At 49.5% G+C, this 22,034-nt stretch carries 18 protein-coding genes; 10 read left to right on the top strand and 8 right to left on the bottom strand.

From position 1 onward, the window contains the following. Nucleotides 1–69: 69 nt before the first annotated feature. Entirely contained in the window at nucleotides 70–744 is a 675-nt protein-coding gene (locus tag PJL69_RS05425; protein WP_271308736.1) for a hypothetical protein, read from the bottom strand. Nucleotides 745–1,292: 548 nt separating this feature from the next. Between PJL69_RS05425 and mobC the strand changes: the two genes are divergently transcribed. The 3 genes from mobC to PJL69_RS05410 all read left to right on the top strand — a co-directional run bounded on the left by mobC (nucleotide 1,293) and on the right by PJL69_RS05410 (nucleotide 3,570). Further along, nucleotides 1,293–1,721, top strand: a complete 429-nt coding sequence (gene mobC, locus PJL69_RS05420) for a plasmid mobilization relaxosome protein MobC (RefSeq protein WP_271308735.1) — start codon at nucleotides 1,293–1,295, stop codon at nucleotides 1,719–1,721. Continuing rightward, nucleotides 1,718–3,199 (top strand): relaxase/mobilization nuclease domain-containing protein, encoded by a 1,482-nt coding sequence (locus tag PJL69_RS05415; protein ID WP_271308734.1) that lies wholly within the window; start codon nucleotides 1,718–1,720, stop codon nucleotides 3,197–3,199. The genes mobC and PJL69_RS05415 overlap by 4 nt, the downstream gene beginning before the upstream one ends. A gap of 191 nt (nucleotides 3,200–3,390) precedes the next feature. Continuing rightward, on the top strand, nucleotides 3,391–3,570 hold the full coding sequence (locus PJL69_RS05410; protein ID WP_271308733.1) for a hypothetical protein: 180 nt from the start codon (nucleotides 3,391–3,393) through the stop codon (nucleotides 3,568–3,570). Nucleotides 3,571–3,626: 56 nt separating this feature from the next. On the opposite strand, the gene PJL69_RS05405 is transcribed toward PJL69_RS05410, so the two are convergent. After that, nucleotides 3,627–4,526: an ArdC family protein gene (locus PJL69_RS05405; RefSeq protein ID WP_271308732.1), complete on the bottom strand. Its 900-nt coding sequence runs from the start codon at nucleotides 4,524–4,526 to the stop codon at nucleotides 3,627–3,629. Between the two features lie 336 nt (nucleotides 4,527–4,862). After that, the gene (locus tag PJL69_RS05400) at nucleotides 4,863–6,017 is read right to left on the bottom strand and encodes a hypothetical protein (protein WP_271308731.1); all 1,155 of its coding nucleotides are present in this window, start codon (nucleotides 6,015–6,017) and stop codon (nucleotides 4,863–4,865) included. Between the two features lie 355 nt (nucleotides 6,018–6,372). On the opposite strand from PJL69_RS05400, the gene PJL69_RS05395 reads away from it, so the two are divergent. After that, a complete protein-coding gene (locus tag PJL69_RS05395) occupies nucleotides 6,373–12,807 on the top strand; it encodes a hypothetical protein (protein ID WP_271308730.1) in 6,435 nt (2,144 codons plus the stop codon). 565 nt (nucleotides 12,808–13,372) lie between these two features. Here the strand turns inward: PJL69_RS05395 and PJL69_RS05390 are convergent. Next, complete coding sequence (locus PJL69_RS05390) at nucleotides 13,373–13,993, bottom strand: recombinase family protein (RefSeq protein WP_271308729.1); 621 nt, start codon at nucleotides 13,991–13,993, stop codon at nucleotides 13,373–13,375. A gap of 458 nt (nucleotides 13,994–14,451) precedes the next feature. Between PJL69_RS05390 and PJL69_RS05385 the strand changes: the two genes are divergently transcribed. Then, nucleotides 14,452–14,976: a hypothetical protein gene (locus PJL69_RS05385; protein ID WP_271308728.1), complete on the top strand. Its 525-nt coding sequence runs from the start codon at nucleotides 14,452–14,454 to the stop codon at nucleotides 14,974–14,976. On the opposite strand, the gene PJL69_RS05380 is transcribed toward PJL69_RS05385, so the two are convergent. Continuing rightward, the gene (locus PJL69_RS05380) at nucleotides 14,973–15,893 is read right to left on the bottom strand and encodes a hypothetical protein (RefSeq protein WP_271308727.1); all 921 of its coding nucleotides are present in this window, start codon (nucleotides 15,891–15,893) and stop codon (nucleotides 14,973–14,975) included. The genes PJL69_RS05385 and PJL69_RS05380 overlap by 4 nt on opposite strands. A 126-nt stretch (nucleotides 15,894–16,019) precedes the next feature. Here PJL69_RS05380 and PJL69_RS05375 point away from each other — a divergent pair, with 126 nt between their 5' ends. Further along, nucleotides 16,020–17,054 (top strand): hypothetical protein, encoded by a 1,035-nt coding sequence (locus PJL69_RS05375; protein WP_271308726.1) that lies wholly within the window; start codon nucleotides 16,020–16,022, stop codon nucleotides 17,052–17,054. 303 nt (nucleotides 17,055–17,357) lie between these two features. Here the strand turns inward: PJL69_RS05375 and PJL69_RS05370 are convergent, their stop codons facing one another. From PJL69_RS05370 to PJL69_RS05360, 3 genes are all read right to left on the bottom strand, one after another. After that, entirely contained in the window at nucleotides 17,358–17,729 is a 372-nt protein-coding gene (locus tag PJL69_RS05370) for a hypothetical protein (protein ID WP_271308725.1), read from the bottom strand. Between the two features lie 116 nt (nucleotides 17,730–17,845). Further along, nucleotides 17,846–18,184, bottom strand: coding sequence for a hypothetical protein (locus PJL69_RS05365; protein ID WP_271308724.1), 339 nt, complete (start codon nucleotides 18,182–18,184; stop codon nucleotides 17,846–17,848). A gap of 28 nt (nucleotides 18,185–18,212) precedes the next feature. Next, entirely contained in the window at nucleotides 18,213–19,259 is a 1,047-nt protein-coding gene (locus PJL69_RS05360) for a hypothetical protein (protein WP_271308723.1), read from the bottom strand. Between the two features lie 191 nt (nucleotides 19,260–19,450). Between PJL69_RS05360 and PJL69_RS05355 the strand changes: the two genes are divergently transcribed. The 4 genes from PJL69_RS05355 to PJL69_RS05340 all read left to right on the top strand — a co-directional run bounded on the left by PJL69_RS05355 (nucleotide 19,451) and on the right by PJL69_RS05340 (nucleotide 21,860). Continuing rightward, nucleotides 19,451–19,768, top strand: coding sequence for a hypothetical protein (locus tag PJL69_RS05355; protein ID WP_271308722.1), 318 nt, complete (start codon nucleotides 19,451–19,453; stop codon nucleotides 19,766–19,768). 11 nt (nucleotides 19,769–19,779) lie between these two features. Continuing rightward, on the top strand, nucleotides 19,780–20,424 hold the full coding sequence (locus tag PJL69_RS05350) for a hypothetical protein (RefSeq protein WP_271308721.1): 645 nt from the start codon (nucleotides 19,780–19,782) through the stop codon (nucleotides 20,422–20,424). Between the two features lie 712 nt (nucleotides 20,425–21,136). Further along, nucleotides 21,137–21,472 carry a hypothetical protein gene (locus PJL69_RS05345; RefSeq protein WP_271308720.1) on the top strand — a complete coding sequence of 112 codons (336 nt, stop codon included), beginning with the start codon at nucleotides 21,137–21,139 and terminating at the stop codon, nucleotides 21,470–21,472. A gap of 97 nt (nucleotides 21,473–21,569) precedes the next feature. Further along, nucleotides 21,570–21,860: a hypothetical protein gene (locus PJL69_RS05340; RefSeq protein ID WP_271308719.1), complete on the top strand. Its 291-nt coding sequence runs from the start codon at nucleotides 21,570–21,572 to the stop codon at nucleotides 21,858–21,860. Nucleotides 21,861–22,034: the final 174 nt, after the last annotated feature.

Here is a 22,034-nt window from a genome sequence, read left to right as displayed (position 1 = left end):
GAATTCGCCAATTGGCGTGTGTACCTCAAGGTCTTGGTTGGTTGCTGGATTGATAATTTTCAAATGACCTCAATTCAGAATACCGTCCGCTGTTCCTCCCACACCAACGACCTTGCCGTCTTCATTGAAATAGATGCTGAGCGAGAATTTCAGAATCACATCGATCCCAAAAGTCGACCGCAGAAGTGACGGATTGGCCTCGCGGTATTGCTCGACTGTCCACCAACCGCTTATACGCGACACAGGATAATTTGGGTGCGGCAAACGAAAACGCTCTGACACATTCGGATGACTTCGGATTCTTGCAAAGTCGTGGTACACTAACCAATTTCTGATCCGCTCAACAGTTCCTAGGCTGTTTGCGATACGAAAAACACAAACCTGCGCACCCCTATGAGCTCCAACACGCCTCCAGTCGAGCTTGAGCAGATTTGGGTCTGTCTTGTTTGCCTCTTCACGAACCAGGCACGAACGCACATTAGGATAGCGTTTGACGACCCGTCGGTATTCTTTCCAACGCGGATGCGTTTCATCGAGCAACTTACCCTGGATCAGAAATGGATCAGTGTTTTGATCGGAAAGGTAATCATACGCGATAAAGCAATCGTCTTTTTCGCCGCAACCATTTTGAGAATGCGCAGGAGACAGCTGCAGGCATACTGCCGTCAACAAGATCAAGGCCAGCTGAAAGGCCAGTTTCCAGTTGCGCATCATGTAGATTGCAGCTGCATTATTGCCAGTCACATGCACATCCAACTTCGAACGAGAAAACCTATAAATGATCCACCCCCAACCAGTCATTTGGAGCAACCGATGACTGTTTAAGGGTTGAGTTGAGAATTTTTGATTCAATCATAACAAGATAATTCAGCGTGAAACGAGAACAAATGGTCTCACGAGGTACTGAGCTCATAAGCCTTGGATGAAAGGTGTTCCCCCACTGGCCCATCTTGACCAATGCTTTCCCCGAAATTTGAGAGAGCGTTGCGGCCACTCTTGGTTCGCGGGTCGCCAAAGAGACCTTGAGATCGGTTCTACGACGCTCCGGATGGGCCGAACGCGGGATCGGAAGGCGTAGATAGAAGACGCCGTGACGGGACGTGCTGAGGTAACTTGCAGGACGCATATGTGTCTCACCTGTGCGGCGCACCGGGTTAAAGCATATGCTAAGTCACTGATAATATGGAAAGTGGTGGACCTGAGCGGAGAAGAGTTAAACCTTCTTTTTCAGACACTTGAGGAGTGGGAAACCCATCTCGCACAGTATGATCTAAGCGATCTGAGGTGCGGCGATGAGCACATCAGACAATAATTTCAATATGATAGCGGGGAAGAAGGCGAAGAAGAAGCCTGCGCCGTTCTCCCTGCGGCTGACTTTCGAAGAAAGAAGTCGTTTAGAAGAACTTGCAGGCGATGAACCGCTGGGTAGCTTCATCAAGCGCAAACTATTCGATGGGCACGGAGCATCGCATAAACGTGCCCGCTCGAAGCTTCGACGGCCCGTGAAAGACGATGCCAGTCTTGCGAAAGTGCTGGCCTTACTCGGTAACTCTCGGATCGCCAACAATCTCAACCAACTCGCCAAAGCCGTGAATATCGGCTCGCTGCTTGTCATTGAAGAGACAGAGCACGACATTCGCCGCGCCTGCGCGGATGTTGCTGCGATGCGCAAAGAGCTACTGCGCGCTCTTGGGCAGCGCAGCGATTTGGGGTCGTCATGATTCTCAAAGGTTCTCAACGTGGCGGTGCCAAGCAACTCGGACTTCATCTTTTAAAGACCGTCGAAAACGAGCATGTGGAAGTCCACGATGTCAGAGGCTTTATGACCGATGATGTCGTGGGCGCTCTACGAGAAGCTGAGGCCATCTCTAAAGGTACGAGGTGCCGTCAGTTTCTGTTTTCGGTCTCGCTCAACCCGCCCGAGACCGAGTCTGTGCGTATCGAGGCCTTTGAACAGGCGATTGCGGCAATCGAAGAAAATAACGGCCTGACTGATCAGCCCCGTGTAATCGTCTTTCATGAGAAGGAAGGACGGCGGCATTGTCATGCTGTCTGGAGTCGGATTGATGCCGAAACTATGACGGCCAAGCCGCTTCCTTTTTTCAAGAACAAGCTGATGGACGTGTCCAAACAGCTCTATCTTGAACATGGCTGGCAGATGCCAAGGGGCTTGGCCGACAATAAAAACCGCGATCCCCGTAACTTCACCTTGGCTGAATGGCAGCAAGCCAAACGTGTCGGGCAGCATGCCGGAAACCTGAAAGCCGATATTCAAGAAGCTTGGGCGATCTCAGACAGCCGCAACAGCTTTTCGCATGCACTTGAAGAGCGGGGGCTATTTCTCGCGCGGGGTGATCGGCGCGGCCATGTCGCGGTGGCGTATGCGGGTGAAGTGATCTCCATCCCGCGCACCATCGGCAAGACGTCCAAGGACGTGACAACGCGCCTGGGTAAACCGCAAGAGTTAAAGACCGTTGCTGAAACCCGCCAGCGTATCGCAAAAGACATTGCCCCCAAGCTTGGGTCCTACATCACTAAAGCCCGCGCTGACGCGAACGCAGAAAAATCCGCTTTGCAGAAGCGCCGCGAGGAGATGCAAGCGCAGCAACAGGCTGAACGCGCAAGACTTGATGCCGGTCAGAAAACACGGGCTGAACAGGAAGCTGCGGCGCGATCTGCACGCCTGCGAAAAGGCCTGCGCGGATTGCTCGACCGCGTAACCGGCAAGCGTGCGGCCCTCGCAAAACAGAACGAGATAGAAGCGATATGGTCGCTGTACCGTGACCGTGAACAGCGTCATGCCTTGGTCGAAGCGCAACTCAAGGATCGGCAGAGCCTTCAAGCCGAGATTGTCGCAGCCCGCAATCGTCACGCTGAGGTGCTGCGAAGCCTACATCACGACCGGACAAACAACCGCTTGGTTATGCGTGGCTTGGAGCCATCGACGAAGAAGGCCGAGAGAGCAAAAGTTACTGCTCACTCTTTGAAGCAGAGCTTCGATGAAACCCAGAAAAAGATGTCGGTTGAGCGGGTGAAGACCGCTCAAGTACGGCTCGAAGCATTGCGCAAAGATCAACAGCAAAGCCCTAGCGTCCGCGTTCGTCACACAGGTCGAGACGCCATATCACCGCAAGATCGTCTTAAACGCTTGCGAGAAGGTCAAACGCGGAAACCGCGCGGGCCAGAACTCAACAGATAAAGTGCAAACTTTCTTTCAGGAAAGCGAATTGTGCAGTCCAGTAGGACATTGCTGCACCAATCGAGTGCCTTCCTTTCTGAGATTCCTCACCGCCAGGACAAGCAGACCAACCAAACCATCAAGGGCCTTGATGGGTTTGTGGGCCGAAAGGCCCTGAGTGGTTTGGGGCCTCCCTGACGATGGAGGATCACATGAAACTCGTCACTCGATTTGAAGCAGCATCCCGCAGCACTGAACAACTGCACGGTCTTTTCAGAGAAGCTTTCAACGCTTTTTCTGTTGCGCCGCGCGGTTCGCAAGAGCGTCAAGATGCTCTTGCTTCCCTGGAAAACATCGAGGCTGAGCTGGCATCACGTATGCTAGGTCCTTAGCCTTCGCGTGGTGGGCCTTCTGGCCCACCGCAATTTTCTTCCTCTACTCGGAGCGGCTATGCCGCCGCTCCTGCTTCTTTCTCTTGGTTCTGAAACCCATGCAAGAAATCCGCTGCGCGCTGAGCATGAGCGGCTGCGCTGAAGATAGCGCGTTTGTCGTCGTTCAAAACCTTCAACCAGCTTTGTACATATGCTGCATGATCGGTGTCGCGTTCTGGTGTCAGGGCCAGATCGGCGCACAAGAAGGCTGCGCCAAGCTCGGCAACCAGTTCCTCGCGGGCGTAGCCTTCGTCGCCCCACTTTTTTCGGCCAAAGTCGCGATCAAGGCGGTCTTTGTGTTTCGTCCAGTGGGTCAGCTCGTGCGCTAAGGTCGCATAGTATGCCTCGGGGTTGTTAAAGGCTTCAAAAGGTGGCATCTGAACATGATCGCTGCCGCCAGCATAGAACGCGCGATTACCCCCATGCCGGATATCAGCATTGCTTGCGGCAAAGAATGCGCCTGCATACTCGATCCGCTTTGCGGTATCAGTCATTGGCTCGGGCTTGGCATAGAAGTGCTCGGGCAGTCCCTCAATTTGTTCTACGTTGAACACGCTGTATCCCTTCATGAAAGGGATTTTACGCTCTTCCTCGCTGCCGTCATCCTGCTCTTCGGTCTTTGTGATGGTGTTGGCATAGACCACCAAATTGCCACGCTCGCCTTTGCAGACATTGGCGCCATATTCTTTGGCTTGGCGGTAGGTCATCCAGAACGGCGATTGATAGCCCCCGTCAATTGCTGCGCTCCACAGCATTAGCACATTGATTCCGCTATAAGGCATTCCGTTGTGACGCAACGGTTTGATAATACGCCCATCCATGTTGTCCGACGACCAAGGCTTGTGCCATGTCAGCTCGCCTTGTTCCAGATCAGCAATAATCTTGTCAGTCACTTTTTGGTAAATATCTTTTTTCATTGGTTTTTTCCTTCATTGGGCAGTTGGTTGCGCATGCAACCGAACTAGGCCCGCGCCAATGAGCAGGGGGAGACCGTCAGAGACCGAAAGTTATGGAAGATGGTGCGGGCGCAGGCGTAGCCGAGCCACGGTTCCGTGGCTTTCGCCCGAAGTTACAACGCAGGGCTTGGTCTTGACGGGGGATGGGGCTGCAAAGCCCCGAAACAAAGAAGAAGTTTCAGCCGTCCACGTTTGTCCATCGACGTGTAAAGGAAGTACACCGATTAACCGAGACCACCTATGGCGGGCTCGGTTTTCGACAGCCTGATCCGCAAGGGTGCACTGAAAGAACCAATATCAGTCGTTTTTCTTCCCACGATGAACGACACCATGTTCCTCGTATGCGTTCAGCAACATCTGAACATACTCTCGCGTGCTCGTCGTGGCATGCCCTAAACCAGGCCATGCGAATGGGAAAGTCATACAAGTGACGCTCAACTCAAGATGAATCCCGAGTTTCTCGGCGACCGCATAGGCTTCTTCTGGGTCTTTGTCTTCAGGCCAGAGGTCTTCATCGAAAATAATGTCAGCATCACCGTTTTCATCGACATGTATTTCAGCCTGAATTGCACCAATTCGCTCACCAGGGGTCTTTGCGTCCTCCAGCAATGCAGTACGAAGAAGTAGAGAAATAGCTTTCTGATCAAGCATAAGCTTGGGCCTTGAATCTACAACCTTAATCCTCGCTTCAGGACGTTTCTTGTTCTTCGAGGACCCAATGGGCTTCGGTTCTTCGTTATTTGCTTCCAGCCAAAATGGTGATGAGAAAATGTCGATGGGGGTTGCGCCGCAGCCAGTGCAATGCCAAAGGTTTTCAGCGAGTTGTGCGCCTGTGACTTTTCCATTGCAATGCAGGCAGAACCACTCTGCTGACTGATCCCCAAACAACGGATGAACGACAGCGCCATCGGCATCCGGCTTTGTCGAACGTCTAGGCCAGTCTGACGCAATGCCCGCCCGAACTTTAGTCATTTCCTCATCAGCTATCGCGAGTGCTTTGTCCAAAAAACCACGTTCCTGAACTGGGCAAGCATTTTCATGCGTTGCCTCAATCTCGACAACGGGCTGGGAATAGTCGGCCTCTCCAATGAGGACGCGCCATCCTTCACCTTCCATACGAAGGTCTCCACTAAACTCAAAGACTTGGTAAGCGTAATTTCCTACTTTACCTTGTCTGATGGGTTCGTCGGTTGGACGGGAGAAGCTCCTTTCGATGTTGCTTTCATCTTTGCCTGCACATGGGTTGTTGTTGTTGATTGCAGCGTCAGCCGTTGCTATCTGTTCGGCGCTCGGGAGCCATCCCTTTTTCACCATTTTCACCAGTTGCGTCCAACCCGTGAACCCCAACTCAGAGGCAATCACGTTGAGTGCTTCATGCTGAGGGATGCGATTAGCTCGCGCGTACTTCTTTGCGAGTTCTTTTAGTGTTTTGATTTCACTTTGCATTGTCATGATCCATTTCCAAAATGGGATCTGACTAGGTGTCCGCTACTAACCAGATCCCGCAAATAGGACTGGAGTCAATTTTGCTAAATGAAAGTGCTGCGAAGCTTTGCGTGGCGGACACACCGGCATGCACTGAAGGCCATCATCAATCTGCCGGATATGTCCGGTTTCGTCAAGCACTCAAGCCGAAGCGTCGTCAACTTAAAGCGGAGGAGATTTGTGAGCATTGTTCAGGAGAGCTCCACCGTAATCTTTGGATGCCTCAACGTCTGTAGTTTGTTGATTCTATATTATGTAGTGGCTCGATCATGGTTGCCAATATATTGTGGGGTATAGAGAATTTAGAGAATCAAAGATTATCGTGGCCAGAGTAAAGAAGAATATTGACACTGTAAGAGTATCACGCGCAGGACACACCTTCCACGAGCGCTGGGCGGCTAGGCGAGCGCTTCAGTTGGTTTTTCCCAAAGACGATCTTTTTGCCATTGTCGTTGAAGGGCTTTCGCCGACCGAAAGCTTAAACCTGGGCTCAGAAGCAGAAGATATCGCTGACCTCATCTTGTACTACGGCGGTGGTGACAACTTTGAAGCATGCTCCTCACAACAAATATTGCAGTTTAAGTACAAAGAAGCGGCTGAGCCGGTCACTTCATCTTATCTGAAAAAAACAATCAAAAAGTTTTCCGCTACACTGCGAAATTTTAGGGCAAAGGTGGGAACGCAAGAACTTGCACAAAAGTTATCATTCGGTTTTGTTACAAATGCTGAGTTTTCAGACGATCTCTGGCAAGCTATCGGTTGTCTGAAAACTGGAGAACCGACTTCGACTAAAGGCGCAAAGAGCCAGCTTCAATATTTGAAAACCTGGTGCAAAGAAGAGCAAACAGATGCGGAAGACATATTTCCGCTGATTGAGTTTCGAGCCGGGACGAATGACCTACCTACTCAAAATCGTTCCCTAAGACGGACTGTTAGCGATTGGTCCGCCAACTCGACCGGGCAAGCCGCAAAACGGCTTTTTGCCCTTGTAGAATTGGTTCGGGAAAAATCTCAAGTTGAGGGGCAGGCAAACAACTCGATTAGGCGCGAAGATGTCCTGGATGCACTTGAATGCGACGAAGATCAACTGTTCCCAGCAGATACTAGATTTGTTGATGTAGGCGAAGTCGTTGCTCGTGAGGCTCTGGGTGATGTTAAAGACAAATTACTTCGCTGTGACTTGCCAATCTTTTTGCACGCGGAAGGAGGCGTAGGAAAAACAGTCTTTATACAGAGTTTTGCAGCTTACCTAACAGGGGTACTCGAGGTAGTAGTATTCGACTGCTTCGGGGGCGGCGCTTACCGATCTGAGGCCCAAGCCCGCCATTTACCACGCATCGGCCTACTACAAATTGTCAACGAACTGGCCAGTCGTGGACTATGTGATCCGTTGCTACCAACAGACAGTGATCAGTACGGCTTAATCGAGCTTGCCAGAAAACGCCTTGGCCAAGCATCGGAAACTATTAAGAGCCAGTCTTCTTTGCAGGGAATTCTGATAGTCCTAGATGCCGCCGACAACGCCCAGATGGAGGCTGACATTCGTGGTGAGGCATCTTTTCCCAAGCTGTTGCTCGCTTCACTGAGTTCAGAACCTATTGACGGCGTTAAACTAATGCTAACTGCGCGCCCGCATCGTATGGATAGTGTTGTCGGCAATAGTCGCGTCGAGCGCGTCGAACTTGCGCCATTTTCAAAACTTGAAGCGAAGAGATTTCTTGAGACAAGGCGTGAAGCAATCACTTCCACCGAGTTTGCGGTGGCGTTCTCAAGGTCGAGAGGAAATGCGCGTGTTCTTGAGTATCTCGTAGAAAGTTGGGATAAAAACGTTTCCGAAAACGCGCCCGACACGAAAATTTTGGTTGAAGAGCTGATTGCGCAAAAGTGCGACAAAATTTTCCGAGACCTTCACACCGCAGGTTGGAACGACCTTGAGGTTTGTGAGTTCTTCGCAGCATTGTCGCTTCTGCCTCCACCGATCCCGCTTGATGAACTCGCAGCAGCCCTTGGTTGGTCTGTGTCCCAAGTCAACAGCGCCGCTTCTGATCTTGCGCCAATGCTCGAGTTGGTCAAACACGGTGCCATTTTTCGGGATGAACCAACAGAAACACACATCAAGGAAAATTACGCGAGCGAGTACACAGCTCAACAGTCCATAGCTGGAAGGCTTCAAGGACGCCAAAAGGACTCAATCTATGCTGCGGAGGCGTTACCGCACTTCCTTGTGGTGATCGGTGATAGCGAAAGGGCCTACCAGCTCTCGGGGTCAGATGTGTTCCCTGATGCCGTTGAAACCGAATATGCGCGTCGAATTCTAAAACTTGCGCGCCTTCAAGCGGCTTATTCACTGGCAACTAGAGACAACAATCTAGACCGGGTTTTGAGACTCACTGTGCAGCTTTCTCAGGTTGCCTCAGCGAATGCACGAGGCGACCAGTTCATTCGGCGCTCTCCGTCTTTGGCGATGTTTCTAGGAGATACTGATGCATCTAGACGGCTGTTTAATGATCGGGCTGGTTGGCGGGGGGCAAGAGATGCCCGATTGACCGTTGCCTACAGTTTCACAGAAGACTTTGACGAGGCACGTATCCATCAAAACCGGGCGATTGGGTGGATAAACTGGCATCTACACAACGACGATGAAACAACGCGGTTTCAAAGGACCGGTTTTGACGCGTTCGATGTTGCGGCTGTTATGTTTTTGAGTGTGCTCAAAGGCGAGCTGTCTTCACTAAACAGAAATATTCAAATTTGGAATTTCAGATTTGCTCTTTCAGTGATAAAAAAGCTGATTGCATTATGTGATCAGCACAAAACCGCATTGAACAGCAACGCGTTGGCCGTTCTCGCCAATTTTGCCGCATCTAAGCGCTGCTTATCACTCCCATTACAAATCGGGTTACTTAGGCAAGACTGCGGTCTCGCGATAGACGAACAAAAAGCCATTTCTCGTGCGGCAAGCGCCTTAGTACTTCGCTATAAGAAGAAAGTGCCAGAAGACAATTACGACCATGAAAATAAGCTGCAAGGCGCTATTTCAAGCGCTGCACTAACGGCCTTGATTGTCAACTCGAGGCAATCAGCAAAGCGCTTACTCAGCTTGCATCAACATAAAAGGCCATCAAGCTACGACTATGGGGAGCGGCATGGCTTGAACAGAGTATGGATGCCTGTCCAATCCTCGTGTTTGGCAGCTTGGTCTTCCGGTAAACAATTGTCATTTCACAACTTGATGCCGGACGAAGTGAAGATAGGGCGGAAGACTAAGTCAATTGGTTCGGATTCAGAATTGAGAGAGTATCTTGATAGCCTTGTCACCACAAAGACCCACGAGAGAGGTCGAAAATTAAAGCAGCCCGAAAAACGCAAAAAATTTTCGAGCCAAGAGCGAGACGAGATCGTAAAAGGTGTTTCGTGTGTTTTGAAGTTGGTCAAACCACTTGAAAATTGCGTTCTCAGAAAGAAACCGATTTCCAACGATGTCTTGATGGAGTTCTTGGCTATTTGGAAGCCTACGTTGAGACCGGATGTGCACTGGAGAGCTGAAACAGGTCGGGACAATGTCGCACGCCATGTCGGTATTGGTCTCGTTAAGACCATTTTGCGTCATTGCGAATTCGTCAAAGAGAATGAAGCACGAGAACTAATTGAGGTCATCGAACCCAATAGGTTTTCAGTGAGTGACAAGCTTGGTGTTCTGACACTTTTGGCACGGAGAGCCAACTTGTCCGACATCGTCGGAAATTACGCCGCCAAGCTCGCAGAGGAAATTGTAGCTGATGACTATATCGAGCAAAGGGGCGACTCATATCGCGAGTTGGCCACCTCATTGCTCTCGCTGAGTGTCGATGAAGCAAAGTCTTACTATGCTCAAGGTCTGGCGCAGCTCGATCAGATGGGCGGCGACGATCATGATCTGATTTACTCCGCTATGCGCTTTGCCGAAAAGCAGCACGGAGGTTTCTTGAAGCCTGAACTCTCACATCGGTTCATGGGGCTCTGCCAAACTATTTTCCAGCATGAACCTTCCAAGTTTGGATGGGCATTGTTTGGGAGAGCCGCTTCTACTTCAATTGGCTTTCCTGCGTTTTATAAATTGATGCGCTGGAATGATCAGGACGTTGTGGACTATTCGTATGGTTTACCACAATTGGCTTGCTATCTTGCCAAAGCCGGTCAACTAGACCCGCGCCGAGCTGCAATAATGCTTGCAGTGTGTGAGGATCACGGCTGGCACGAATGGGAAATCGGCCAAGGTCTCGATGACTTGCTATCAGCGGCAGCTCACGAAGATAAGAGACCAATATTAACTGCCATAATAGAAAAATTGGATCGCGAGCACAGCTTTGGCGGTTGGGAAGGCCTTTGGAAGAGTCTTGTTGAATGCATGGATGCTCACGAAGAAATCAACGACGATGCATTGCGGGATCGCTTGGTAAATTTGCGTGACGCGGCACGCAAACGGCAAGACATCGAGAACGCTCAGAGAAACAGTTCCAATAGAATGAGCCCTGATCGTGGCCTTCAAGAGTTGGGTAAGAAAAAGGATGAAGCCGCTAGAGAACTCGCTATTTCTGAAATTTGCGCGGATTGCAATTTTGCGTCCTCAGCATCTCTAGATGAGGCCTTTCAAAACGCTCAATCCTTCGAAGGGTTTCCATACGACAACAAGAAACGACTATTCCGCAAGATAGTGGAGACCTGCCCTTATGGTGAACGTAAAGGATTCCTTGAAGCCCTTTGCGAGACTTCTGAGCTCGAATTCGATGACACTCTCGACTTGATGATTGAATGCGTAGAGGCGTGGGAAAGTAGTTCGACACACGTAAGAAACGGTATCCGCAAATTAGTAGAGACCCTATTTGCCTTCAAAGGGTCCGAGTTGTTTGACCTGCGATTTACGGGCATCTCTAGGCAAATCCATCGCCTTTCGACGTTGTGTGGTGATTCAAAATTTGTTTTGCAAATAGTCTTGGAAACCATCTCAAAGGAACGCCTGGAGCTTAGTGGCGACGAGTGGCTTCAGATTGCAACCAACTTGTCTAGCCATACCGAAGCAAAGACTGCACTAGAAGCCTTAGAAGAGTTGCTTTCAGGCTCCGCAGCCAATGTAGGAGATGAAATCGGTGAAGGCGCTTATCGTTCTGCATTCGCAGGAAAAGATGACGAAATCGATGTGACCGTTGATCTCATTTGGCACTTATTGGGTGATAGTGATGCCTATGTTCGTTGGAACGCTGCAAGAAGCATAAAGACCATGCTTGATGTGGGGTTAGTAGAAGATATTGAGCGCTTGTTGGATCGCTTCGATGTCGACCAAAACGCATCGTTAGCCTCCAAGGAGCATTATTTCGCATTTATGAATGCACAACAATGGCTGCTAATGGGGCTGTCACGTGCAGCACCTTATCACGCTGGTCTCCTTAGACCGTTAAAGGCGCGCCTTCTGGCGATAGCGCAGCGAGACGATTTGCATGTAATCAACAAGCTTCACCTTGCACGTTGCATCCAACACGCCGAAGGCCTTGGCACCAAAAGCGCCGAGTTGTCAGACCTTTGGAAGGAAGTTCAAGTTCCACCACACGGTTTCACTGAGCGTACCGATTGGCCCGAGCAAATTGACCGTAGGATTGAGTTTGGTTTCGATTACGACTTTATGGACCACAAAGTGTCCAAAGTGGCTCGGCTCTTTAATCTCTCGAACGGAGAAGCCAACGATGCTATTGCCGCTGAGATCATCAAACGTTGGCCAAAAACTAAAAACATATCCGAATTTCCTGGTCATGCTCGCTATCGAGCCGATGAGCGATATGAAACTTATCGGGAGCATATTCAGAGGCACGCTCAACTCCACGCTGTAACCACTCTAGCCAGAATCAAGCCTGTTATCCGACAGAGTTACGATTGGGAAGAGAATGACCCTTGGAAAGAATTTCTGAAAAACCGAGACGTTTCATTCGAAGATGGTTCTTGGTTATCTGACCATAAAGATCGGGTTCCTAGCCAGGCATTGGAACGATTTTTAGGCGACCGCATCGGAGACCAAGAAACTCTGCAAGACAGGGAAACACTGTTCCACAAAATAGGTTTACGTTGTGAAACTGAAAGTTCGTTTCTGCCGATCTACGGTCGTTGGACCTCTCCAGATGGAGTTTGTGTTAGCTTGTCTTCTGCGCTGGTCAAAACGAGAGGGGCCGTGGGTCAGTGTGCTAAGTTTTCCAAATCCGATTATCACGATCTTTGGCTGCCTATGTTCGGGTCAGATGGGTATTTTGATCGCCACAGGGTGAACAAGCCATTCTCTCCGCTTATTTGCGATCCTGAATACTGGAGTATAGGCATAGATGATCATGATGAGTATGCTGCTCGGGGAGCAATAGCCCGCCCAAAGTTAGGGCGAAATCTCAACAAGTTTCTAGAATTGAAACCAGATGATGATAAGCGAGAATGGCATAGCCGAGAAGGCGCACTAGCAATCAAGAGCGAAGTCTGGGGCGAGTGGGTGCGGGACCCCGATAATCATCGCAGCAGGTATCAGAACGAAGGAAGCACCTTATGGGCGGAAAGCAATTGGCTTAACGAAGCATTGGCGTCCTGCAAATGCAGTATCGCGTTCAAAATTGATTTCACGAAGTACAAATCTAGCAAAAGCTACGATGAGTCTTCTGGTGTGAAAGCTATATATATCGGATTAAAACGTAGCGGGCAGAATCCACGCTTTTGGTTTGCCAAAAAAGCCTCGCAAACCGTGTACTAGGCGGAAAATTATATTTTCTGTCTGAAGCTGAGTGGTTGGCGCTACGCTAAAGAGTGTTTGGTTTGGCGGATTTTAAAACTGAGTGAGCGGACTATCGAGGCAAGCAAATGGCCTCGGTTATGTTTCTCCAATGAGATGATGGCGGCATCCAATCCGCGCAGGGTTGGTTAGGTTTCCAACAGGGCTCGAAGGCTCTTTGGTCGATGGGTTGGCTCCAAGGATAGAGGAGCGCGAATGCTCCCGTCCTGGTCTCGATGAAATCGTCCCCATGATATGGCGGTGATCAATTGGGCGTCCAATTGTGCATGGTTCGGTGTTGGTGGAGAGGCACGTCTCCAAGTCCAACGAGTGATTGACCGGCGATACGGTCTATTGGCTCTGAAATGGGTTCAATACCCTGAAAGAGCCACAGCCGGAGGGATGCAACGGGAGCGCGCAGCGGGTTCCCTTGCCAAGATGTGGGGTACTACCCCACACATCTTGCGGGTGTCAGATAAAATGAAAACCGCCGAAACTGGGCAATGCACAATAGAAAATCCGAGAGATCGACTGGCTCGAAACCCGATTATACCGCTGTTTCGATTTGAAGCCGTCGCAAGCCTCTTTGCAAAGTGCTTTCTGATACACCAAAGCGTTCTGCGGCTTCGTGCTGAGTTTTGCCTTCCTGATGAATGTAGCGGTGTGCTTCAACAATGTCGCCTACCGACAAGAGTGGAGGGCGACCGATTTTTGCGCCCCGCTCACGTGCCGCTTTCAATCCTTCGACGGTGTTTTCGCGGATCAAGTCACGAGTAAACTCAGCTACCGCAGCAAAGACATGAAAAATGAGCTTTCCGCCAGCGGTCGTTGTATCGATGCCTTCGGTGAGCGAGCAAAACTGGACGCCGTCATTTTCGAACCGCGTGATTAGATCGGTCAAATGAAGGACCGAACGTCCCAGGCGGTCGAGCTTGTAGACGACAAGCGTATCGCCCTCGGTCAAAGTTTGCAGCGCTTCATCTAATCCTGGGCGGCCAGCTTTGCCGCCCGATATTCCTGCATCGTGATAGATCGCTTGGCATCCAGCGCGGCTCAGCGCGTCGAGTTGTAGGTCAAGCCTTTGATCATCGGTAGAAACTCTTGCGTATCCGATAAGTTTTCCGTTTGCGGACAAGGGTGTCGGGGCGAATGGCCAGGAGGTGTTCACGGCGGGCTCCTTTCAGGACTAGCAAAACCGATCCGAATTGAGCTTTCCTCATGTTGCCGTCTCCTCGATTGGGTGTTTTTGTGTAACACCCTGTAATTGCGTAACTTTGCGCGATAACCAATTGTCATAAATCCGTCCGTCTTAAACATAGTCAAAAATGATCGTTTTTGATTGGATCATTTTGGCCTGAGTTCGCCAACAGGCGACCAACCGATGGGCCTAGTTTTCCACGAGAAAATGTGAGTCGGATGCGGCGGCTAGCCCCAAAACGCTTCATGGCGTTTCGAAACGCTATAATTAATAGACAAAAACACTCAGAATATGGCTTGACAAGCAAGATAGTTTCAAAAAACTTGCATATTCGCAATAATTTATCTATATTTAGCCTTGCAACGCATAAGAACAACAAGATGTTGCAGAGGTGTGTGTCCGAACGAACAACGAATTCGAGGACACGTATGGCACAAGCCAAACAGACAAGTAAGTTGATTGGTGCAGCGACAGGTGCGGCGTTGGCCGTGAGCGCCGTGTTCTCACCAGCAGCCGCGCAGGAAGCAACGCCTATAGCGCAACCACAAGATTCAGCTTGGACCGAAGAGTTGCATGCGTTACGCGCTGCATCGGATGCCGCCCGCGATTATGCTGAAAATAACTATGGGGTGGGCATTCTTGTTCACGTAGGGGAAGACTTCCCGAATGAACATTTCGCTACAGCGCAAGAATTTGCCGACTTGATGGTTAAGCTATTTGAAGCGCGCTATGGTACACCAGCTCAGGCCTTTTTAAGTCCAAACCCCGGAACGCAAAATACAGGTCTGACCTACCATATTGGTTCGCATATTCATGGTGCTAATTCTGGAACCGAAGTTAAGGGCGTGGAAGCCGCTCTTGCCGCTATGCCTGATGTCGTGGAGCAATTGCGTTTGGTCAAAGAAGTGGCGGCGTTGCAGCCAGATCAACCAGCGCCGTCTACGGGCGGCTAAGACTGTAAGGCAGGTGTCGTGTCTGGAGCGGAACCAGGAGACACCGTTTCAGTGTCCAATGGTTGTGCAGCCGCATTTTCAAACTCACCATTGAATGTATCACTGGCAAGTGCCAGAGCGGCACCAAAGCCGGACGAATTGTCGGACAGAGTATCCAAGCCGGAATCTCTCTTTTCATCCTGAACATTGCTGGCAACTCGTGAAAGTTCTTCGTTCTCTAGTCCATTACCAAGAGCTTCGCTTGAGTAATAACCTTTGTTCGATTCCGCCTCGACCGCGTAGTTATGCTCCTCTGATACAGTAGCGGTAGCGGACACTTCGGCGTTCATGTTTTTGTTGAAATCTAGCGCATCCTGATAAACCTCACTGCGGCGGATAATCCGCGCAATTGGGTCATTCTCATAACCTTCTTTGAAGGTAATACCATCCTCTTCGAGAACCTCTTCGCCGACCGCGATCAATACGCGGCGCTGATAGTCGGCGTCAGATTCACCCGATACGCGTTCAGGCATATTGTCGCCCAAGATATCCTTCGCATAGTCTTCGAAGTTCTTGCCTGTCTCAGCTTCGATTTCGGCAACGACATCAAGAACCTCTTCGTCACTCATGCCGCCGAAAGTGTTTCCTGCGACGTGACTATCCAGACCACCGTTATTGAGAAGAGCCATGAACATGGCATCATCGTACTGTCGCTTGGATTCTTGTTCTGCTTTATCAGTCCGCGTATCTTGAGCGTCCTTGGTGGCGGCTGCCGAAGACAAAAGCATGTTTTCCCGATTACCGCTTTTCTGTCCGGCAAGGTCATCGTCATGCTCTTTGGCTTGTTTCTCAGAGGTCAGTTTGGCGTGCACAACGTAGTCCGGCGTTGCTGCGCCAAATCGTTCAATCAATGATCCCTGTTCATTCAATTTCAACATCTTTAAGTCCCCTCGCAATTCGTGCCTCATTTGTCGGGCAGTGTTTTTGCGATTTCCAATAGTTTGCCTGAAATCATTTAACATTATGTAAATAATTGATAAAATTTTAACTAATGTTGAATCGAATTGTTTGTATTTGCTACAATCGAGGGCGTGAGCTCATCAAAAACCAGCAACAAGGCCTCTTCCAAACAGCGCGTTCCTTTGACCGAGGATATCTTGCTAGAGATACGCCAGCACATCGAACGTACTGGACTTGGCCCTCAGGCGCTAATTTCTAGACTAGAGAGCCCGCCACCAGGTTTAAACAGGTCACTCGTTGCCGCATGGCTGCACGGCAGCCTGAAAACCGCGCGTAAAGACATTCTCGATTTTGTCATGGAGCGTTGGAGGCAACAGCCTAATACCAACATGATTGATCTGACACCTAAGCTGATTGCAGCTTTGAACGCTGAGAAGCAGCGTACGGGCGTTGGTGAATGCGCGTTGTTGCGTGGTCTTCGACCAAAGGAACACGGTGGCCTAACTTCTGGAATAGTGCGCCAATGGTTGACCGGAAAAACGAAAAGCGCTGAGAAAGAGCACGTTGATTTAGTCATGGAGCGTTGGAGCGTATTACCGGACTATAATGATGAATGGCTCACTTTTACCAAGGACATGCGTACTAACCTAGTTTCACTGAACTCTAAGGCGCAAATCAGTTGGCCGCGCTTCTTTGAAGAGCGCGATGATATTCCCGACGACCTAAACTATGCCGCCGTCCACGCATTTTTCGGCGGCCAAAGGAAGTCTATTCGTAAGGCGCATTATCAATACCTTCTTGAGACGTTGACTGCCCTTGGCGATGAAACAGACAACGCCAAACCTAGATATCCAAAGCGTCGCAAGAGGTACGGGACAGGCAGTCAAAATCGTATCGGATACATCCCGTTGACGCCCGAAATGAGCCAAGCGCTCAAAGTGGAGCATGATCGAACAGGCATTACGCTAAAGTCCTTTGCGACCATCCTGGCTGCGTCGGGCGATGGCATCAATGTGAAACCGTCAGCGCTTAGTAACTGGATGCGTGGGAATCCAATGGAAGTGCGGGAAGCTCTCTATCATGAAGTGCTTTCCCTATGGCGCAGCCTCCCGGACAAGAACGCATTTTGGGATAGCTGAATGCGCTTGCTGGAACGTTTCTCGCGATGAATGCCAGCAGCAATGCTCTCAAGCCTCAAACAATGAATTTCTTGATAACGGATCGATACAAGTCATTTTGCCACGCACTGTTCGAAGAGTTGATCACCGCTTGGCGTGGTTTGCCCGACTAAAAAGCACAGTAAGTTAGATGTGTTTTCTTCGCAATTAAATCATATGGCGTGAGAGCGAGGCTGTCTGGTAGTTTGGCTTGCTGCCCGCTTCATTAGCGGACCTTACATTTAGTAAGACAAGCGCGGGTCGTGATCGACCCGCGCTTATCCATTAGAAGTGTCTTGTGCCTTCTGGATCGCGAGCGCGCAGGATAGTCGCCATCGCGATCACTCGCCCCTCTGACTCCGGTCGTAATCGCGGTTCAATGTTTGATGGGACTCTTTTGCAGAAGTCGCGAAACCAAAAGAAAATGGATGGGACTTCAAACACTTCCATATCAAGGAACACTTCGTTTCCGTTCTCATCCGTGATGGTTTCTCTCAAATCTCGGTACTCATCAGTTAGCCAGTCCAACCAGCGACAAGGGCGGATACGCTCAAATTTCTTTGTCTCCGGATTGTATTCTTCAACATTAGAGCAATAGTTTTTCAGGTTGCGTAGGAACTCTGTGTCCCGTGCCTGGTCCATTGTGGTGATTTGCATTTGCTTTTCCTCGTAGGAAAAGCACCGGTGCTTTGGGTTGGGTTACGTCGACCCATGCAACATCGCAAAGCAACATCGATCCCGCTGGAAGCGTTCGCGAATTGTTCCAAAATTTCTTAACTTGGTTCTGGTGAGTTGTTGATGATATGTGGTGCATGTACTTCGTATGCACTCATGATCATGTCTATGATCTCTTGGCTTCGACTCAGCATTCCGACCATCATCAAATCATGCCCATCACTGTTTTTGTGTGAAAAGTCCAATGCGTGAGCTTCCTTAAGAATTTCACGCAAAATGTTTCTAACGCCTCCATACGCTGCAAGCATCGGAGCATTAAACCCACTTGGAGTATGCATATCATTAATGCTCTCCACATCTTCGATAAGTGCTCGCTGAACTGCTTCGATATCGGATCTTAAAATAGCGTCAACTATATCGCTTTTATTATTACTCACAAATCTCCTTTTCGTTCTAATCATTATATCACATTCTTCCTATATTTACTGAATAATTTAAAACTTCTTGCTCATATCTGAGTGGCAAACTAGGCATGATCCATTCGTGCTTTCCGTCTAAAATCATTGCAAATGGAGGATGTGCGAAGTTATTCAATCTCCCATCGAGCCAATTTTGAAATTGGTCGGCATAAACAATGAATTGGAAGAAATCCATTTCCTGTGTAAGTCTGGATTTTTGCCTAACGATAACTCTATATTTATTCGCATCGATTGATGGCTTGGAATTCTTCGACTGTCTTGAAAAATCAACCGCCTGAACCGCCAAGCTGCCGAAAGGTAGTGCAGGCAAGACTTCGGAAAAGGCGTCGCCCAATTCGTCCTCTTCGCTGCGATTGTAGTGAGAAACGCATGTACTCCATTGCCTCGCGCTAACAAACAGCGCGCTTGCCAAGCTCTGACGCCTAGTTTGGTGAAAGACCAGAAACCCGAGAAACTGTGACTCGATTTCTGGCGTTTCGGAGCCCTGTAAACGGTTCTTAATGGCATTCTTTAAAACTGATAGCTGTCCATCAAATTTGTAAAGTTTTAGAGTATCTGGAAATAACTTTATTGGGCTCAACATATGAAGCGCAGCTCCACTAGACTCGATAAATTCAGATAGTGGGAATGCGAATTCACTTTCGCGTAATGTAACGGCGAGTTTTGGATTTTTAACGCACAAATAAATTTGTACTATTTGTAGGACTCTACTGGACGCGTGTACGCTTTGTGGCTGGGCGTAATTTTCTTTATTTGTTGTGTGGCGTGGTCCATTGTGCACAAAATTGAAAAACGTTCGCGCAGAGGGCCAGGTCTCCGGTAACGAGTATTCGTCGCCATCCGAGAATACGATATTTGCCTTACTTATGCCCGCAGAGACCACGGAGATTAATTCGTCTGCAAAGCGATCTTGACCGCAGGCCATTGCAAAATACCGTGCTCTTAATTCGCGCCATATCCTTTGGTAAAGGGCCAGAGAATAATGCCGCTCCAGAATGACCGTGAGCTCGCCTATTTTAGAAGTGATTTTCATTTTCTGCACTGGAATCGTGAGTGTTGAGTAAATTTGAGTATTTTGCCCCGTAAGGAACATCTCGTTTTAGAGTTATCGTTTATAAAATCGTTTCACTATCCCCCAGTTCTTGTGGATGTGTCCATGTAGAACCGCTACGCAGCCCGGTTTCTAGGCTGTTTTTTGATATCATTCAAAGAACGAGGTAATCCATGACCGCAGTGTCCTGGCTGAGCTTGCTTGCCTCCAGTGGAGGCTTCGCGAGCGGAAGCTACTTTCTAAAACGATATGCTGATCTCGGGTCACTCGCTGATCTGGGATGCGCTTTCGCGATCTTCGCACTCAGCTTGCCAAGCACTGTTCGAAGAGGTCATCACAGCTTGGCGTGGTTTGTCCGGCAAGAATTCGGTTTTGCGCGGTTAATTCAGCAGTACGCGGCCTTGAGCCTTGAAGGAGTAAGGACACTGTTTGTTTGTCGCCTGTTGCGCATGTGTGTTGAAGTGGCGTATGGTGGTACACCACAAATTTGAGGTGCAGTCAAATGTCGGGAAGCGTTTTGAATAAATCACAGGTGACAAGCGTTGCGGATGGTGCCGAAACAGATGCTGTGCTTGAAGAGTTGCTTAGTCTCGTTGCTGAGAAATTTGAGACCAGCATTGACTATTTAAAAAGCGACCAACGCAATCCACAATATGCTAATGCTCGATGTGCGTATTTCTTCATCGGTTTCAATTTGATGCAGTACTCGGCGGATATTGTTGGCGATAAGATAAATCGTAGTGCCGCTTCATGTCAGACGCTTGCCAAACGTACAGCGTCCAAAATCGTTTCAGATCAGTACTATCGTGAAGCACTCGCGCAGATAATTGCACAAATCTCGAATTTAAGCTACAATAGTACATTGTTATTTAAAGAAATTTTTGAGGAATGCGAGCGCGGCTCAATGAGTGCGCAAGACATAAGGAATAAGCTGAAAAAGAGACGCACCAGAGACCAATTTAATGATCCCGAGCAAGAGCGCTACGCCGCCGTAAATCGCTCAGATACAACGTTCACAGCCAGAGTAGACAAAGAATTGCCTGGGTTGGTGAATGATTTTCGTAAGAAGTCTGGAATGACAAAGCGCGAAATTACAGAAACTGCGCTCCGCGAATTCTTGGAAAAGCACGCTCATGACTATGAATGATGATTAAGTCCAGCAGGGTGGGCGTGGGTGGTGGTGTACCACGTTGACATCGTGGTGTACCACGTTGTATAGTTCTGTCTAATGATGGCGCTATGTGAGTCGTCAGTTTATGCGGCTCCGCCGTTAGCCGCTCAAAAACCTGGAGTGTGCTATGCAAAGAAGTGAGTCTCAGATAATCCGCCCATTTTGCGCTGACTGCTATTGTCCTCTTCTTAAGCCGTCAGATGTCGCTAAGCCGGATCAAGTCATGGGAATAAGAAAGCTAATTCTGTCCCTTCAAATCCATCACGCTAAACTGCTCGATCACTTTGTTGATTTAAACCGCGACTACAATGGACGGTTTTTTGACGCCGAGCTTGGCTTCATAAATCCTGTTAGCGGTAAGTTTCAGGAAGCTTTTGTGAACACCGACTGTTTGATCGAGGCCCCTCAAGAATGGTGGCGCGATCAGTTCGCATCCACAAACGCGGACAAGAAAATTTTGAAGCTCCGCTCAGAGGCACGTCCTCGATGGCGAGCGCTCGGGAGCATCTATTTTGCGTACCATCCGTGGCAGCGTGCTGTGTGGCAACTAAAAGTCGCGAACGATAACCTGCCACCGAAGCGACCATAGCTGTTAACCCCCCCTCTCGCGGTTGCTAGCCAAGTAAGTGTTTGAGCATCGAACGGGAACGTTCGGTGCTTTTTCTTCATAACAACGAGAGGTGTAACCATGACCGCAGTGTACTGGCTGAGCTTGCTTGCCTCCAGTGGAGGCTTCGCGAGCGGAAGTTACTTTCTAAAACGATATGCTGATCTCGGTTCACTCGCTGATCTGGGATGCGCTTTTGCGATCTTCGCACTCAGCAACTTGATTTACGTGAACGTGTTGGCAAAGGGGCTTGGGCAAGGCGTTGCTATGTCCAGCATGACTCACCTTATCCTGATGACAATCATTGGCATCACAGCGTTTGGCGAGCGTCTAACCTACCATCAAGTTGGCGGGCTGATGTTTGCCCTGTGCAGCATCTGGCTGTTTGCCAACTCGACGCAATCAGTCACGAACTAAGCGTATCCCCCGAAACGCGTTCGGCGATTGATGTAGACAGTGAATCGAAACGACACGAACTCGTTTCATAAATCTTCAAATCTCGGAACAAAGGAACATGAACACGAACCACGCAAAGGCGGGGCAGAATCTCTTCATGTCTTCTGTCACTGGCCTCGCCAATGTGCTGGCTTTCATTGCTGCGTTTCTCGGGGGGCCGACGCTCTATTATGCAACGGCACCTTACGTTTTGGAACTGACCTATCAGACCTATGGCGGTGAGATCATCGGTCTCGCAAAGCTGGTTTGGTACGGCCTGAGCTATCTGCTCATCTTCTTCGTGGCACGCGCAACAATCGGAACAGCACTGATTTTCGGCGGATTGGCAATCGTCACCCGCTTCATGTGAGCACTCAACAAAGGAGAAAATACAATGGCAAAGTACGAACCTAAGGGCATCGTATGGGGCAAGAAAAAGGAGAGCGTTTGGCCCGCAGTGGTCGCAGTGGTGATTGTCCTCACAATCATAGGCGCTGCCATCGGCTGAGCTAAAAGCATGAAAACGAACCAGAGGGTCGCCAAT

Source organism: Shimia sp. MMG029 (genome assembly GCF_027947445.1).
In the GTDB taxonomy this organism is placed as follows: domain Bacteria; phylum Pseudomonadota; class Alphaproteobacteria; order Rhodobacterales; family Rhodobacteraceae; genus Shimia.
This window is presented reverse-complemented; position numbering and strand designations above follow the sequence as displayed.